The organism is Acidithiobacillus sp. (genome assembly GCF_023229925.1).
In the GTDB taxonomy this organism is placed as follows: domain Bacteria; phylum Pseudomonadota; class Gammaproteobacteria; order Acidithiobacillales; family Acidithiobacillaceae; genus Acidithiobacillus.
Genome location: NZ_JALNYM010000001.1, coordinates 214,454 through 231,102 on the forward strand (window position 1 = coordinate 214,454; position 16,649 = coordinate 231,102).

General features: G+C 57.1%; 10 protein-coding genes. 5 read left to right on the plus strand and 5 right to left on the minus strand.

Annotation, left to right across the window (positions count from 1 at the left end; translation table 11 throughout):
• The first annotated feature begins 1 nt into the window (after position 1).
• The 4 genes from M0P56_RS01185 to pepN all read left to right on the plus strand — a co-directional run bounded on the left by M0P56_RS01185 (position 2) and on the right by pepN (position 8,144).
• The gene (locus tag M0P56_RS01185) at positions 2–1,432 is read left to right on the plus strand and encodes a DNA polymerase Y family protein (RefSeq protein WP_291508223.1); all 1,431 of its coding nucleotides are present in this window, start codon (positions 2–4) and stop codon (positions 1,430–1,432) included.
• The gene (locus tag M0P56_RS01190; protein WP_291508224.1) at positions 1,416–4,472 is read left to right on the plus strand and encodes an error-prone DNA polymerase; all 3,057 of its coding nucleotides are present in this window, start codon (positions 1,416–1,418) and stop codon (positions 4,470–4,472) included. The genes M0P56_RS01185 and M0P56_RS01190 overlap by 17 nt, the downstream gene beginning before the upstream one ends.
• A gap of 190 nt (positions 4,473–4,662) precedes the next feature.
• Positions 4,663–5,514 (plus strand): thiol:disulfide interchange protein DsbG, encoded by an 852-nt coding sequence (dsbG, locus tag M0P56_RS01195; protein ID WP_291508225.1) that lies wholly within the window; start codon positions 4,663–4,665, stop codon positions 5,512–5,514.
• Positions 5,515–5,516: 2 nt separating this feature from the next.
• Positions 5,517–8,144 carry an aminopeptidase N gene (gene pepN, locus M0P56_RS01200; protein WP_291508226.1) on the plus strand — a complete coding sequence of 876 codons (2,628 nt, stop codon included), beginning with the start codon at positions 5,517–5,519 and terminating at the stop codon, positions 8,142–8,144.
• Between the two features lie 106 nt (positions 8,145–8,250).
• Here the strand turns inward: pepN and M0P56_RS01205 are convergent, their stop codons facing one another.
• From M0P56_RS01205 to folD, 4 genes are read right to left on the minus strand one after another with little or no spacing between them, the layout of a single operon-like run.
• Positions 8,251–9,717, minus strand: a complete 1,467-nt coding sequence (locus M0P56_RS01205) for a CYTH and CHAD domain-containing protein (RefSeq protein ID WP_291508227.1) — start codon at positions 9,715–9,717, stop codon at positions 8,251–8,253.
• Positions 9,701–10,339: a ParA family protein gene (locus tag M0P56_RS01210; RefSeq protein ID WP_291508228.1), complete on the minus strand. Its 639-nt coding sequence runs from the start codon at positions 10,337–10,339 to the stop codon at positions 9,701–9,703. Before M0P56_RS01210 ends, M0P56_RS01205 begins: the two co-directional genes overlap by 17 nt.
• Before the next feature lie 12 nt (positions 10,340–10,351).
• Positions 10,352–12,457: a polyphosphate kinase 1 gene (gene ppk1, locus M0P56_RS01215; RefSeq protein WP_291508229.1), complete on the minus strand. Its 2,106-nt coding sequence runs from the start codon at positions 12,455–12,457 to the stop codon at positions 10,352–10,354.
• Positions 12,454–13,317 carry a bifunctional methylenetetrahydrofolate dehydrogenase/methenyltetrahydrofolate cyclohydrolase FolD gene (gene folD / locus M0P56_RS01220; protein ID WP_291508230.1) on the minus strand — a complete coding sequence of 288 codons (864 nt, stop codon included), beginning with the start codon at positions 13,315–13,317 and terminating at the stop codon, positions 12,454–12,456. Before folD ends, ppk1 begins: the two co-directional genes overlap by 4 nt.
• A gap of 41 nt (positions 13,318–13,358) precedes the next feature.
• Here folD and M0P56_RS01225 point away from each other — a divergent pair, with 41 nt between their 5' ends.
• Positions 13,359–13,517 (plus strand): hypothetical protein, encoded by a 159-nt coding sequence (locus M0P56_RS01225; RefSeq protein WP_291508231.1) that lies wholly within the window; start codon positions 13,359–13,361, stop codon positions 13,515–13,517.
• 44 nt (positions 13,518–13,561) lie between these two features.
• Here M0P56_RS01225 and M0P56_RS01230 read toward each other — a convergent pair whose 3' ends face one another.
• Complete coding sequence (locus M0P56_RS01230) at positions 13,562–16,642, minus strand: efflux RND transporter permease subunit (protein WP_291508232.1); 3,081 nt, start codon at positions 16,640–16,642, stop codon at positions 13,562–13,564.
• Between the last annotated feature and the right edge of the window lie 7 nt (positions 16,643–16,649).

A 16,649-nucleotide genomic window follows, 5' to 3' on the forward strand; every position in this document is an offset into this window, starting at 1 on the left:
CATGCCCTGGCTGGCGATACAATTCCCGCATTTGGGTGTGGAGCTTCGGGAACGGGCGCAGGCAGAAGCGGTCGCGCTGGCGCTGGTGGACGCGCAGGGCAGTGCTGGGACCTTGTTGCAGGTCAACGCGATAGCGCTTCAGGCTGGCTTGCGGGCTGGCATGACGACGGCGCGGGCCCTGGCCATGCTCCCGGAACTGCAGCTCTGCACCCGTGACCCGGCTTTAGAGGCACAGGCGCTCAGCCACTGGGCCCGGCTGCTTTATAGTCTGGCGCCACAGGTGGTGCTACTGGAAGAAATTTCACCCGCACTGGCGGTGGAGATCACCGGTAACACCCGCCTGCAGCAGGGCAGGGCTCTGTTAGAGGACGTGGCGGCATGGGCTGTTGCGACGCGGCTGAGTGTTAATGCCGGGGTGGCTCCGACCCCCCTGGGCGCCGCCTTACTGGCGCAATGGCAAGGAGCTAGTTCCGGTCCCAGCTTCAGCTTTTGCCCTGGGGCTGTCGACTGGGCGCTGCTCTGGCCACAAATCCCCATAAGTTTGCTGCCTTGTGCCACCACCACCCGTGCGGCCCTGCTGGCCTTGGGTGTTTGCCATTGCGCCCAGCTTCAGGCCCTGGACCGCGCGGACCTGGCCAGACGCCTTGGTCCCGAACCTTTTCGTGTGCTGGATCGTCTGAGCGGCAGGGTAAGCGATCCGCGTTCCGCACTGTCCTTTCCGGCGGATCTGGAAGCTTCTATCCCCCTGCACAGTGAAATCAGTCACTGGGAGGGTCTGCGCTTCGCCTTGCACCGCGCTTTGCAGGACATTCATCTCCTGCTCAGAACGCAGGCGCAGGCCAGCCGCTTCTGGCTACTGCAGTTGCAGGGCCGGGGACGACAATGGTCCTCCACACTGGAGGTGCGTGATCCCGCCACGGATGTGGAGATGCTGTTGACGCTCTGGCAATGGCGGCTGCAACAACAGCCTCTGGATTTTGCTGTGCATACCCTGCGCTTGCAGGCACTGGCGCCGCAACACTGGTCCGGGCGTCAGGCAGCCTGGTGGCAGGATGGAGCAGAGGCGGCGTGCTGGCAGTTGGTGGAACAACTACGCCAGCGTCTGGGTGCTGTTGCGGTGCATGCCATCGCCGGGGTCGCTGATCATCGTCCGGATTATGCCTGGCAGAGGGTACCGCCGGGGGCGGGGCAGGGGGAGGCCAACGCCAACGTCAACGCTATTCGTCCCCTCTGGTTGCTGGCGCAGGCACGGCTACTCACTGCACCATCGTTACATCTGCCTGCGCAGGTGGAGCGCATTGAAGGCGGCTGGTGGGATGGCCGAGATCAGAGCCGGGATTACTTCCGCTGGCGGCATCCTGCCGGGGGCCAGTGCTGGGTCTATCGGGACCGACGTCAGGCGAGTTTCTATTTGCATGGCTACTTTGCCTGAGTATGCCGAACTCCACTGTCTGAGCGCACTGAGTTTTTTGCGGGGTGCCAGCGTCGTGGAAGACCTGCTGGACCGTGCCCAATCTTTGGAATATCGCGCTCTCGCCATTACCGAGGAATGCTCCATGAGCAGTGCGGCGCGGGCCCATAGCCATGCCCGCAGTATTGGCTTTCCGTTGATACTCGGCAGTGAAATCGCTCTGGCCGATGGCCCTCGCATCGTCTTGCTGGTGCGGGATAGTGACGGTTACGCCGCGCTATCCCGTTTCATCACCCGCGCCCGGGGACGGGCGGAAAAAGGCAGGTATCAGGCCCTGCTGGCGGACTTGCAGGGACTTGCGGGTTGTCTGGCCATCATTCTCCCCGATCCGCAAGGTCTGCGTTTTGATACTGCCAGCGCCATCGCCGTAAGGGATTGTCTTGGCGCGGGGAATGTCTGGCTCGGCGTCGAACTCCTGCGTAGCGGCGATGATACGGCGCAACTTCGGGAGGCGCTGGAGCAGGGCCGTGCGCTGGATATTCCCTGTCTGGCTTGCGGGGATGTCCACATGGACCGGCGCAGCCGTCGTTTTTTGCAGGATGTGCTCACTGCCATCCGCCTGCGTCGTCCACTGGCAGATCTGGGCTGGGCACTGGCCCGCAATGGTGAGCGTCACCTGCGCCAGCGTCCCGTACTGGCAGAACTTTACCCTCCGGAGTTGCTGGCCGAAACCCTGCGGGTGGCAGAGCGTTGTCAGTTTTCTTTAGATAGTCTCGTTTATCGCTACCCCGATGGCACCTGTCCCGCAGGCCAGCAGCGGGATGATTATCTCGCCGAGCTGGCTAGGCAAGGCCTGCAACGGCGTTATCCCGAAGGCATCACCCCGGCGGTCGCTGCACAACTGGAAGAGGAACTGGCACTGGTGCGGGAACTGGATTATGCCAGCTATTTCCTGACCGTTCATGACATCGTCCGGTTCGCCAAAGAGCGTGGTATTCTCTGTCAGGGCCGGGGCTCGGCGGCCAATTCAGTCATTTGCTATGCCCTCGGTGTTACGGAAGTCGATCCCAGCCAGATGCAGTTGCTCTTCGCGCGCTTCATTTCCCGCGACCGCCGCGAGCCGCCGGATATTGACGTGGATTTCGAGCATGAGCGCCGCGAAGAAGTCATCCAGTATGTGTTTCAGCACTACGGACGGGATCATGCCGCGCTGACCGCCACCATCATCCACTACCGACCGCGCAGTGCCATGCGCGATGCCGCCCGTGCCCTCGGTTTTGCGCCAGTCGAGATTCAGCGCCTTACCCAGGGTCTGGCTTGGTGGGATGGTCGTCAGATTCTCCCGGAGCGTTTGCAGGAGCAGGGCTTCGACCCCGCCAGCCCGACCATCCAGCGCCTGATCACCGTAGTCAATGCACTGGTCGGCTTCCCGCGCCATCTCTCCCAGCATGTTGGTGGTATGGTGCTCTCTGCTACCCCCCTCAATGCCCTGGTACCTATCGAACCAGCCGCCATGGCAGAGCGTACGGTGATCCAGTGGGACAAGGACGATCTCGACGTCCTCGGTATCCTCAAGGTCGATATGCTCGCGCTGGGGATGCTGAGTGTGCTTCGCCGCGCCCTGAGCCTTTTGCATCTGACCCTGGCCGATATTCCAGCCGAAGACCCGGCGACCTATGCCATGCTCCAGCGCGGCGAGAGTCTGGGCGTTTTTCAGGTGGAATCGCGGGCGCAGATGAGCATGTTGCCACGCCTCAAACCCCGCTGTTTTTACGATCTGGTAATCGAAGTAGCCATCATCCGCCCCGGCCCTATCCAGGGCGATATGGTGCATCCCTATCTGCGCCGCCGCCAGGGGCTGGAGCCGGTGCGCTATCCCGGCCCGGAAGTAAAAAAAGTGTTGGGGCGCACCCTGGGAATCCCTATTTTTCAGGAGCAGGTGATGCAGGTTGCCATCGAGGCTGCCGGTTTCAGTGGCGACGAAGCCGATGGCCTGCGCCGAGCCATGGCGGCCTGGCGACGCAAAGGGCATCTTGGCCCTTACAGCGAGCGCCTCATCGGTGGCCTCCATCAGCATGGTTATTCCGAGGCCTTTGCCCAGCGTCTTTGCCGACAGATTCAAGGCTTCGCTGAATATGGTTTTCCCGAATCCCACGCCGCGAGCTTTGCCCTGCTGGTTTATGCCTCTGCCTGGATCAAGTGCCACTACCCGGCGATTTTTACCGCCGCGTTGTTGAACAGTCAGCCCATGGGTTTTTATGCCCCTGCGCAGATTGTGCAGGAGGCGCGCCGCCGTGGTGTTGAGGTATTGCCCGTGGATATCTGCCACAGCGACTGGGACTGTAAGGTGAAGGATGGCGTGCTGCGTCTGGGGCTTAGTCTAATCAAAGGCCTGTCCTCCAAAGAGGCTGAAAAACTCCTGCACTGGCGAGCGCAGGGCGGTGTATTGCACTGCGAAGTACTCCGCCATGGCCTTGACTTGTCCGCCACCACTTTGGACAAGCTGGCACGTGCAGGGGCTTTGTCCAGCCTGCACGGGGACCGTCATCAGGCCCTGTGGGCGGTGCAGGGCAGTCTGCCTGAACCCACTGTATTGCCAATGCCGGAGGTGCCGGAACAAGCGCCTGCCCTTCCCATCGAAACGCCTGCCGCCGCCTGTGTCGCCGATTATCAGCAACTGGGCCTGAGTCTCGGTCCCCATCCCCTGCATTTTCTGCGCACGCGGCTCGGCCAAAGTGGCTATCGTAGTATCGCCGAGGTGCGTATGCAGCGCCACGGCCGCCAGGATCGTCTCGCGGGTCTGGTCACCCACCGGCAGCGTCCCGGTACAGCCCACGGTACGGTATTCCTGACCCTAGAAGATGAGTCCGGCATGGTCAATGTCATCATCTGGCCGCAAAGGGTCGAGGGCTGGCGCCGGGCGCTGCTGCAGGGCCGCCTGCTGGGTGTCGGCGGCCGACTGGAGCGCCAGGGTGCCAGTCTTCATTTTATCGCCGACACCATGGAGGACCTCAGTCTCTGGCTGGGTACACTGAGTACACGTTCCCGGGATTTTCATTAGTCCTGCTACCGTAATCAGTGGGAATGCTCTGTGGTCATTTTTCCTGACGGGAATCAGTGCCTGGATACAGGCTATCTTTAGGCCGGAGCGGCCTTACTGATGGGGCGTCTGGCTTTTACCACGGACACCGGTTTAGAATCTCTGTATGTCGTCATTACATCTCACCAAAACATAAGGACAGTATTCATTCATGGAGAAAAAATCCATCGTGTTGGCCGTAAGCCTTTTCATCATCGGAGGCCTCACCGGCGCCGCTGTGGAACGTTTCGCGGTCCTGCCTCATATGGGAAGGGAAGTCAGTCTCAGCGCTGTGGGGAGCTTGCTAGAATCCGTGACTCATGGGCAAGCCAAGGCCGAAAAGGTGTTTCCCGGCCCCGGCGGATTAACTGGGATCGAAGTGACTCTGGAAGGACATCCGACTATTGCCTTTGCCACTGCGGATGGCAAATATCTGGTTGCTGGCCCGGTTCTGAATACGCAAGGTGAAGATGTAGCGCACGCGGCGATGATGCAGCTCGGCCTGATTCCCAAGTCGGCGAGTGCGGCGACCATGGCCCGGAAGGCTGCTCATGCTGATAGCTTTGTTCTGGGTACGACCGGACCGGAGATAACCGCTTTTATCGATCCTAACTGCATTTTCTGCCACAAGTTCTATGAAGAAGCCAAACCGCTGATTGACGCTGGCAAGCTCAGGGTGCGTTATGTGGTGGTAGCGTTTCTCAAAAGGAGCAGTGGCCCCAAGGCGGCCGCCATTCTCGGTGCCAAGAACCCCGCTATCGCCATGGTGGAGAACGAAAAGGGCTTTGATGAAGGGACGGAAGAGGGGGGTATCAAACCGGCTCAAAATCCTGGTGCCGCCATTATTAGTGCAGTAGAAAATAACACCAGGCTGCTCAGTGAGAGCGGTGAAATGGCTACCCCCACCTTGATCTACTGTGATCAAAAAGATGAGCCCACATTGGTACATGGTTTGGACAAAGAAAGCCTTCAGGATTTTGTTGCACACATTGGTAATTTGCAAAATGGAGCATGCCAGAAGTGACTATGTCCGGGACAAACGCGGCAGTGATTCAGCGTGGTGACTACAAAGCACCTAGCTATCGGATTTCTGAAGTTGCTCTCAATGTACGTCTGGACCCGGAAAATACCGAGGTGTATGCCCGTCTCCATCTGCACCGTACCGCACCGGCGCCTGTTGCCGAATTGCATCTGGACGGTGAGTCTCTGGAGTTGTTGAATCTCCAACGGGATGGCCAGGTGCTGGCAGAAAGCGAGTACCGACAGACCGACGCTGGTTTAGTGCTGCTGAATCCTCCGGAAGCCTTCATTCTGGAGAGCTGGGTACGCATTCATCCTACAGCTAACACCGCTCTTTCTGGACTCTATCATGCGGACGGACAGTTCCTGACCCAATGTGAGGCGGAGGGTTTTCGGCGCATCACCTATTATCTGGATCGTCCTGACTGCCTCGCGCGCTTCACGGTCACTCTGCACGCTCCGCAAAAAATTTGCCCGGTGCTACTCGCCAATGGCAACTGTATGGCCACGGGTGATGAAGAGGGCGGCTGGCACTGGGCCCGGTGGGAAGACCCCTATCCCAAGCCTGCCTATCTCTTCGCCATGGTAGCTGGTGATCTGGAGGTGGTCCGCGATCAGTACCGTACCGCTTCCGGACGGGGCGTGGTACTGGAAATCTACGTGGCTGAACGCGACACCGGCGCTTGTGCACAGGCCATGGACAGCCTCAAGCGCGCCATGCGCTGGGACGAAGAAACCTATGGCCGGGAATACGATCTGGATCGCTACATGATTGTCGCTACCGACAGCTTCAATATGGGCGCGATGGAAAACAAAGGCCTCAACATTTTTAATGCTAAATATGTGCTCGCCAGCCCGGAGACCGCTACGGACAGCGACTATCAAGGCATAGAGTCGGTCATTGCCCACGAATATTTCCACAACTGGACGGGTAACCGGGTGACTTTGCGTGACTGGTTCCAGTTGAGCCTAAAGGAAGGCCTGACCGTGTTTCGCGATCAGGAGTTCAGCGCCGATCAGAACTCCCGCGGTGTCCAACGCATTGGCGATGTGCGTCGCTTGCGTGCTGCTCAGTTTCCAGAAGACGCTGGTCCGCTCGCTCATCCGGTGCGGCCCGATGCCTATTCCGAGATCAACAATTTTTACACTGCCACGGTCTATGAAAAGGGCGCCGAACTGGTGCGGATGATTCATACCCTACTGGGCAAGGTGCAGTTTCGGAAGGGAATGGATCTCTACTTCGATCGTCACGACGGCCATGCGGTTACTATCGAAGACTTTGTTGCCGCCATGGAAGACGCTAACCAACGTGACCTTTCTGCTTTTCGCCGCTGGTATAGCCAGGCGGGCACTCCGCAGTTGCGGGCCATTGGCAGCTACGATCCCGCCCGGCACAGTTATACCCTCACCCTGCATCAGAAAACCCCGGTAACGCCCGGCCAGCCCGTTAAGGAGCCGGTGCCGATTCCGGTACGTATGGCGCTGCTCAATACGCTGGGGCAACGTGTACCGCTGGATAGTGTCGGGGGTGGCTCCGAAACCGTGTTATTGCTGGATCAGACGGAGCAGTCATGGGTCTTTTCGAATTTGCCTGATCCGGTGATCCCGTCTCTTCTGCGCGGTTTCTCCGCTCCGGTGCGTCTGGAAAGCCCCTTGGATGACGAGGCCCGCAATTTTCTAGCGCGCCACGATGACGACCCCTTCAATCGCTGGGAGAGCACTCAGGACCTCGCCGTAAAAGCCTTACTGACTGCGGTGGCGGATTCGACAGCCACCCCATTACCCGGCGCCTTGCGGAATGCCATTGAGTCGACGTTGGCTGACCGTCAGGTGGACCCTGCCTTTTGTGCCGAGCTGCTAACTCTCCCCAGTGAGGATTACATCGGCGAACAGATGCCGATAATCGCTGTTGAGGCCATCCATCGCGCCCGTGACGGGCTGATGCGTGCCATCGGCACGCTGTTCGCAAAGGAATGGATGGGCCTGTATCACGATCTTGCCGCAGTTTATCGGCGCGACGGTTTGTCTATCGGCCGCCGACGTCTGCGCAATTTGTCCCTGAGTTACCTCATCGCCAGTGAGAGCGGCAGCCACGAAGAGATGACCCTGCATGCCCGCCAGCAATATGCGCAGACCGACAACATGACCGACCGATTGGCGGCGTTCCAGTTGCTGGTACAACACCCGCACCATGATGCCGAGGATATCCTGCTCGACTTTTACCGAAAGTGGCACAAATACCCGCTGGTAATTGATAAGTGGTTTGCCGTACAAGCTGCCGCGCCACGTCCTCAAACTTTGCGTCAGGCAGAACATCTGCTGGTACACCCCGCTTTCGACTGGCGGGTGCCCAACCGGGTGCGTGCAGTACTTGGTGCTTTTGCCGCTAATCCCACGGTTTTTCATGCAGCGGATGGTTCCGGTTATGCTTTCTATGCCGAGCAAATCCGCCGTCTGGATGACCTTAACCCACAGACGGCGGCGCGCCTAGCGACACCTCTCAGTCGTTGGCAGCGCTATGATGCCCCTCGTCAACAGGCGATGGGCGCCGCCTTGAAAATGCTGGCTAGCAAGCCCAGGCTTTCCCGTGATCTGGCAGAGGTCATACAGCGTTCCTATCCAGGTAACGATTGAATTTATCGACCATAACCCCAGGGAGACTGAAAAGATAGCCATAAATCGTCAACGTGACCGAACGGCAAATTTGCCCGGCCCACGGAATTGCCTTGACCGGAAGGCATCAACCCCACGGCCGTGGGGCGTTCTCCAGCCGTTCCCAATACTTTGAGAATTTTTTGCGTTGCCGGCTTTCACGGGCATGGAGATAGCCCATCAGCATCCCCGCACTAAAGGCGAGCCCCTGTTTGCGGCTGGTCGCCAGCCCCGCCAGATGCTCTCCTGCCATGTCGGCGTCATGTACAGCACCAGAGATCTCCTGCAAGGCGGAAAGTACTTTGAGTAGTGTTTTACTGTCTTTACTGGACCACATGTCGCCAAGTGCCAGAATCACATAGCGCCAGTTCTTGATGCGAATGCGCAAGGCATGAAAACTGGCGGCGGTCTTGGCCGTAGCTCCCGCAGCCATTAATCGGCGATCCTGACGTCGCAAATGTATTTCCACGTAGTTTTGTAAGGATTGGTCACTATATAGCGCCGCACGCAGCAGCAGTGCCCACAGTTTTAGGATCGCGGCGGCAAACTGGCCGAGCTGTGCAGGTGTGGTCTCGGCTTGCGCGCTTAGCCAACTGCGCAGGGGGGCTATCTCGGTACCTGTCTCGGTGGCCAATGTCTCCCAATAAGTGGCGAGCACTTCATGGTCACGTCGTATATTTTGCTGATGAAACCAGTCCGCCAATTCCTGACGGGCAGAGTCGAGACGCTTGTCAGGATCCAGGGCTCGGCAGAAACGCAGCAGGGCGCGCAGGCTGCGGACGGTTTTGCGCAACTGATGAAAGGTATCCAGACTGCCGTCGGTCCAATGCTGCCTGGCAGCGGTGAGTGCCTGCTGAGTTTGCTGGATCAGCAGTTGGCTGAGTGCCTTTCCGGCATTTTCGTGATGGCGTAGCGGTGTTTTGTCCTGTATCGCACTAGTATCGACCGGTATTAATCCGGCGAGACGCAAGCCCCGGAACATCTTGCTCTCCCCGTCGGGCAGCAGTGGCAGATCACGGCACAGCTCCGCGCCCATCTCCAATACCGCGGCAGCCTCTCCTGTTACCAGTTCCAGCTCTACTTCGAGGATCGGTTCGTGCAAGCTGTTGGCAACGATTTCTCCACGATCCAGCGCGACCGCTATCTGGCTGCCATCCGCGCGATCCACCAGACTTTCCAGCCGTTCAAAACGGGTTTCGAGAATAACGTGCAACGCGGAATCCAAAAAAGGTGCTAGTAATGCCGCCGCATCTGTATCAGTAAACACCCGAAGATCCGCTTCGGAGGAGGAAACAGTGACGTTCCATTCGGGACGCTGATGCAGTCCGCCAGCGGATTGACCTTCGGCCTTGAGAGTGGCTACCCACTCTTTCCCTTCCCGACGCACACGATAGGCCAGTTTGGCGCGCCGCAAGACACCATCACGGCTATCATAGTAGAAAGCGTGAAGTGATAAAGGGGGGAGGGTGCCTAACGCCAGCAGGGGATGTCGGCAAATCTTTTCCCAGGCGGCAGGGGAGGGGGTGAGTATCTGCAGTTTAAGCTCTTGTTCCACGTTCTCCCTCCGTTACAAAGCGCAGGATCCGCGCCCATTGCGGTAACTCCGCTTGGGTTTCTGCTGCCCGTAAATCCGCTATGCCCGCGCCTAACTGCGCGGCCCGCACATAGAGTTGGCTTTCGCGCAGGGTGGCCACCACCGGCAACTGCAAATCTGCCAAAAATATGTGCAGTTGCTGTCCGCCCTTGGTACGCGTATTCACGCGGTTCGCAATAATGCCCATGCGCACTTTACCCTTACGAAAGCGTTTAATCGCATCCAGTTTTTCCAGGAAAAGACGGCTGGCGTCCATGTCGAAAGAAGAGGGGCCGATGGGTACCAGCAGCGCTTCCACCTTATCCAGCATGTCTTCCAAGCGCCCTTTTTTGAGACCAGCAGGGGCATCAAAGACGACGAAATCACTTGGCGGATAATCGCGAAAATCCCGATCAGCATCGGCAATGACAGATAGCTTTGGTAAGTGCGCCGACCGCCGCTCCGCCCAGGTGCTAGACGAGCGCTGCGGATCCAGGTCGGCGAGAAGTACCGAGCTGCGCAGCGCCAGCAAACTGGCGAGGTTTGTGGCGACTGTCGTTTTTCCAGTACCGCCCTTACTGTTGAGCACCAGAACCCGGATCACGACGAAACCCTGTCAGGCATGGTGACTACTCCTGTCATAGTGTTCCAGTAAGCGGTCCTGAGCGGATTTACAAGCGGTATCTGGGGTCTTACGCAGAAAATCATAAGCACCATCGGCACGCATGGCCCAAGCATTACAGTCATCCTCCAAGTATAGCTGAAGGGTTTCCCTGAGCACGCGTGCGCGCAAGTCGGGATCTAAAATGGGTATCGCCACTTCCAGGCGGCGAAAGAAATTGCGTCCCATCCAGTCAGCACTGGATATCCAAAGCTTGGGATGTCCGCCATTCCCGAAGTAATAGACGCGGCTGTGTTCGAGAAAACGACCGACAATGGAACGTACCCGGATATGCTCAGAAATGCCCGGTATGCCGGGACGTAAGGCACAGGCACCGCGTACCACTAGGTCAATTTCTACTCCAGCCTGGGAGGCCAGGTACAGGGCGCGGATCAGGTCTGGCTCGACCAGCGCATTCACCCGCGCGATGATGCGGCCTTTCACGCCGTGCTCGGTCTCCGCCACAATGGCATCACGTATCCCGCTGAACATTGTAAAAGGACTTTGCAGCAGGCAACGCAGTTGCGGCGCTTTGCCCATGCCGGTGATGTGCATGAACAGGTCATTCATGTCCGCCGTGATGTCAGGATTCGCGGTGAGCAGGCTGAGATCGGTATAAATCCGCGCATTGCGGGGATGATAATTGCCAGTACCCAGATGGCCGTAAAGGCGAATCCCCTCCTCTTCACGGCGCAAGATCAATATCATCTTGGCATGGACCTTGTGGTTGACCACGCCGTATACCACCTGCACACCCACCTCTTCCAAGCGCTCCGCCATGCGGATGTTATTGGCTTCGTCAAAACGCGCCTTGAGCTCGACCACGACCGTGACCTGTTTGCCCGTCATGGCCGCTTCTATCAGCGTATCTATAATGGGAGAGTCCGGGGTGGTGCGGTACAACGTCTGCTTGATACCGATGACCTGCGGATCGTTGGCCGCTTGGCGGAGGAAATCCAGAACTGGATTGAAGCTCTGGTATGGGTGGTGGAGAAGAATAGGTGCCTCGCGCAGTTGCGCGAATATATCCTCCGGGCGGGAACAAGCTGATGGTAGCCCTGGTACGAAAGGTGGGAAAAGCAGGTCTGGGCGGGGGACCATGTCGATGATGGCTGCCAGCCGTGACAGATTCACGGGTCCCAGCAGCGAATAAAGATTATCCTCACCAAGCTCAAAATGTGTCAGAAGATAGTCGACCACCGCGCGCGGACAGTTATTGGCGACTTCCAGTCGTACGGCCTCGCCAAAAGGGCGCATCGGTAATTCATCGGCCAACGCATTGAGGAGATTGTCCACCTCCTCCTCATCCACAAAGAGTTCACTGTTGCGAGTGACTCGGAACTGATAAAAACCCTGAATGGTCAGGCCCGGGAAGAGCGTTTGCACATGTTCATGAATGATAGAGGAGAGAAACACGAAATCATTGGGGCCCGCCAGATGTTCCGGAATCTGGATGATGCGCGGGAGAACGCGCGGCGCCTGTACAATGGCGATAGGGCTGCGTCGGCCATAAGCATCCTGCCCCTCTAGAACGATGGCGAAATTCAGCCCCTTATTCTGTACCTTGGGAAAAGGATGAGCCGGGTCGAGACTCAGCGGGGTGAGCAGGGGCATCACCTCGGTCTGGAAATAATTGCTGATCCAACGTTTTTGGGCGGCCCGCCATTCGCATCGACGCAGTAGGCGGATACCTTCTTTGGCCAGGGCGGGTAGCAGTCGTTGATTCAGGCAGCGATACTGCGCAGAGATGATTTCGTGAGCCATTTTGGCTATGGCTTCAATTTCGCGATTAGGTCCGAGCATATCCGGCCCCGAAGGGCCGGCGCCGAACTTGCGTCGCTGGAGAAGCCCGGCCATGCGTACTTCAAAAAATTCGTCCAGATTGTTGGAAACGATAGTCAGATACCGTAAACGCTCCAGCAGGGGCACGTGCGGATCATCTGCGAGGGCCAATACCCGCCGGTTAAATTCAAGGACGCTGAGATCACGGTTGAAATAGAGGTCGGGATTATCCAGAGAGGGCGCCGCATCCGCTTTTTGCGGGGCAGAGGTCTCATTCATGAGCTTGTTCCCATGCGTTGCTCTGCCGCAATCAGGGTGTTCTGCAAGAGTGTGGCTACTGTCATGGGGCCGACCCCACCGGGGACCGGAGTGATCCACGCCGCACGTTGTTCCGCACCAGCAAAGTCCACGTCGCCGGTAAGACGCCCGTCCGGCAGTCGATTAATTCCTACATCGATGACCACGGCTCCCTCACGAATCCACTCACCGGGTATCAGTCCAGGTTTGCCAGCTGCCGCGACGAGCAGTTCGGCGCGTCCCACATGGGCTGCGAGATCGCGGGTGAAGCGGTGGCAGACGGTTACCGTCGCCCCGGCCAAGAGGAGCTCCAGTGCCATAGGGCGCCCGACAATGTTGGATGCGCCGACAATCACAGCTTCTTTCCCCCTGAACTCTATGCCTGTTTCCTGGAGCAAAGTCATGATGCCGGCGGGCGTACAGGAGCGCAGCAAAGGCGCACGCAGCGCAAGGCGGCCCACATTATAGGGGTGAAAACCATCGACATCTTTTTCGACGGCAATGGCCTCAATGATTTCTTCAGGATCAAAATGCGACGGAAGCGGCAACTGTACCAGAATGCCATCCACGGCATTATTAGCGTTTAGTTCGGTTATATGGGCCAAGAGCTGTTGTGGCGTGCTGTCTACAGGAAGATTGGCAGAAAAAGAGCTAATACCTACAGAAGCACAGGTATCCCGCTTTTTTTTCACATAGACCTGAGACGCAGGATCGGCCCCGACCAGCACTACCGCAAGACCGGGGGAGCGTCCATAACGCTGGAGAAATGCCTGGCTGCGACGGGTGACATCCGCCTGTATTTTTTTTGCTATGGCTTTGCCATCAATGCGTTGTGCGGTCACCAGGACCTCTTTGCCAAGGTCTCAATGCTCGGGAAGAATTCATGACCCATGAAAAATTTACCTGTGTGCGAACAGCGAACGAGCAAACCCAGCAGCGGGCAGCGAATCGGGGTGCTTCTCAAAAAAGCTCCGCGAGAATGTTTGCTGGTATTCTTCTGACCACCTTCCGTCTTGTCAAGCTAAAAAAGCCGGAACCCTAATAGGTGTCCCGGCCAGATCCGTCGAGCAGAGCAGCAATCTCCCGTCAGGCATCCTGAGTGTTGCGGGGTTCGCGTAAATCCTTAGCGAGTATCATATACATGGCCGGCACGACGAAAAGCGAGAAGAAAGCGCCAATACTTAAGCCAGAAAATATCACCAGACCCATCTGGAAGCGACTGACCGCGCCAGGTCCGCCCGCTACCAGCAGGGGCAGAACCCCCAGTACCATTGCCCCCGTAGTCATGAGGATGGGGCGCAAACGAATGCTCGACGCCTTCTGCACTGCTTCACGCTTGTTGAGTCCTTCTTTTTTCTGGATCTCGTTGGCGAACTGCACGATAAGAATACCCTGCTTGGCAATCAGACCAATCAACGTGATCAACCCGACTTCCGTATAGATATTGATAGAAGCCAGCCCCAGGCTGATGAAAATCAGCGCCCCACTAATGGACATGGGTACGGTAATCAGCACGATCAGCGGATCGCGGAAACTCTCGAATTGTGCGGCCAGTAGCAAGTAAATCAGGATGATGGCCAACGCAAAGGTGGTCAGCAACCCACCCGTCTCTTGTATGTATTGACGGGATTGGCTCGCATAGTTCAGAGAAAAATCCTTGGGCATGACCTTTTCTGCCGCAGTCTTCAAGAAGCTCAAAGACTCACCCATGGTAACGCCGGGTTTGGGCACCGCCTCGATGGTTGTCGAGTTGAGTTGCTGGAACTGCGGCAAGAATTGCGGTTCCACCTTGGTCTCAATAGAAACCACGGTAGATAGGGGCACCATCTGACCGCTGCCGGTCGCGATGTAATATTGCTTCAAGGCTGCCGGATCGAGGCGGAAGTGGTCCGGTACCTGGGGAATGACCTTATAGCTGCGGCCTCCCATATCGAAGCGATTGACGTAGTTGCCACCTAAGAGGGGCTGCAAGTCCTCGGCGATTTCCGCCATGGTCAGGCCAAGATTGGCGGCCATATTACGATTGATCTTCAACACGACCTCAGGATTATCAATGCGCAAATCCTTGGTCACATAGAAAAACAATCCACTTTTATAGGCTGCTGCGATCACCTGGTCAGCCACTTGATCGATTTTGCCATAGCTGCCCGGGCTTTGAAGCACAAATTGCACCGGTAGACCGCCCGCCGAACCGGGCAGGGACGGCCGTAAAAATGAGGCTACCTGGAGTCCCGGGACGCTCTGCAGGGCCTGCTGGATTTGCGGTTGCAATTGCATCGCCGTGGTGGAGCGTTTGTCCCAATTTGTCATGCGCATTCCGGCGAACAGACTGTTGGAGCCGCCGCCGCTACCGACCGAAATGCCGGTGACCATGAAGGTTGCCTTTTTCTCCGGATATTTATCCAACACCTTCAGAATCTGTTTTCCATAATGGGCCAGTTGATCAGGTGTAATGGTTGGGCTGCCCGTGCCGGCATTAAAAATAATGCCCTGATCTTCCGCTGGCGCCAATTCTGATTTCGAGGTGCTATACAGAAAGTAGATACTCCCAAACACCACCGCGGCAAAGAGCATGGTGACTGGCACATAATTTAGTGTGCTACTTAAGACATGGTCGTAAGAATTACGCAGCGTAGTGAATCGCTGCTCGATAAAGTGTTCAAAGCCATGTTCCTTTGTCGGGCGCAATATCTTGCTGGAAAGCATCGGCGATAACGTCAACGCTACGATCATGGACATTAAAACCGCAGCTACTAGCGTAAACGCGAATTCACCAAACAGACTCCCCGTCAGTCCCCCCATAAATCCGATGGGGGCGAATACGGCGACGAGCGTAGTGGACATGACAATGATCGGCCCTCCTAGCTCTCGTCCGGTCATTAAAGCCGCTTCAAAAGGCGATTTTCCTTCATCCATATGCCGGAGCACATTTTCAACAACGATAATGGCATCGTCTACCACTAGCCCGATGGCCAAAACCACTGCCAACAGGGTCAGCAGGTTGATGGTGAAGCCCATGGACCAAGTAATCAGACCGGCGCCCACGATGGACAGCGGGATAGCGATCGCGGGTATGAGCACCGCACGGAATGAACCCATGAAGAGGAAAATTACCAGCACCACTACGGCAAGGGTAATTGCTATGGTGAGGACGACTTCATCGATAGAGGCCTTGATGAAGGTGCTGGCGTCGTAAGGAATCGCCATGTGCACACCAGGCGGCAGGCTTTTTGACAACTGAGCCAGCGATGCTTTTACCCCGGAAGCTACATCCAGAGAGTTGGCCGAAGGCGACTCCTGAATACCGATGAATGCTGCCGGCTTACCATCAAAAAAGGCCTGTGAGGTGTAATCCTGTGCACCGAGTTCTATTTTTGCCACATCTTTGAGCCGGATGAGGGTGTTACCAGACTGACGCAGAACCAGATTGCGGAATTCATCTACATTATGCAGGTTAGTGGTCGCGACAATGGTGTTTTGTACCGTCTTCCCCCGCGTTTGTCCGACTGCGGAGATGAAGTTGTTCGCGATTAACGCTTGTGAGACCTGCGCGGCGGTAATGCTCAATGCCGCCATTTTCTGTGGATTCAACCACACCCGCATCGCATAGGTATTCCCGTTGCCAGCCCCCGGCGGCAGTATTTGCGCTTGGCCTACGCCATGTACCGAGGCCAGTCGCGGCTGTGCTACGCGCAGCAGGTAGTCGGTAATTTGCTGCTGATTGAGTTCTTTACTGTAGAAGGCGACATACATCAGGTCCGTCGTGTCACCGACTGTTACGTTGATAACCGGTAACTGACTACCTGTCGGCAACTGATCCGTCACCTGTTGCACTTTCGATTGAATGTTGGCGACCGCCGCACTGGGGCTGTAATTCAGCTTCATGTACACGGTAATGGTCGAGTTGCCCTCCGAGCTGTTGGAGGTCATGTAATTTATATCCGGTGCGCTGGCAATCACCTTTTCCAGGCGCGAGGTGATGAAGCCTTGTACGATATTCGGGCTGGCTCCGGGATACGCGGTGGTTACGGTGACAACGGTGTTGACGAGAGCCGGATACTCGCGGACAGTCATCATCGAATAGGCATGCAAACCCAGTAGAAAAATGATGAGGCTAAGGGCTGTGGCCAGTACCGGGCGGCGAACAAAAATATCGGTAAAAGTCATGTTCTGC

Excerpts from the sequence above, each read along its gene's own strand:
- ppk1 (WP_291508229.1), bottom strand. The coding sequence starts at position 12,457 with ATGAATGAGACCTCTGCCCCGCAAAAAGCGGATGCGGCGCCCTCTCTG.
- pepN (WP_291508226.1), top strand. The coding sequence starts at position 5,517 with ATGTCCGGGACAAACGCGGCAGTGATTCAGCGTGGTGACTACAAAGCA.
- M0P56_RS01230 (WP_291508232.1), bottom strand. The coding sequence starts at position 16,642 with ATGACTTTTACCGATATTTTTGTTCGCCGCCCGGTACTGGCCACAGCC.
- M0P56_RS01190 (WP_291508224.1), top strand. The coding sequence starts at position 1,416 with ATGGCTACTTTGCCTGAGTATGCCGAACTCCACTGTCTGAGCGCACTG.
- M0P56_RS01225 (WP_291508231.1), top strand. The coding sequence starts at position 13,359 with ATGACCCATGAAAAATTTACCTGTGTGCGAACAGCGAACGAGCAAACC.
- dsbG (WP_291508225.1), top strand. The coding sequence starts at position 4,663 with ATGGAGAAAAAATCCATCGTGTTGGCCGTAAGCCTTTTCATCATCGGA.
- M0P56_RS01185 (WP_291508223.1), top strand. The coding sequence starts at position 2 with ATGCCCTGGCTGGCGATACAATTCCCGCATTTGGGTGTGGAGCTTCGG.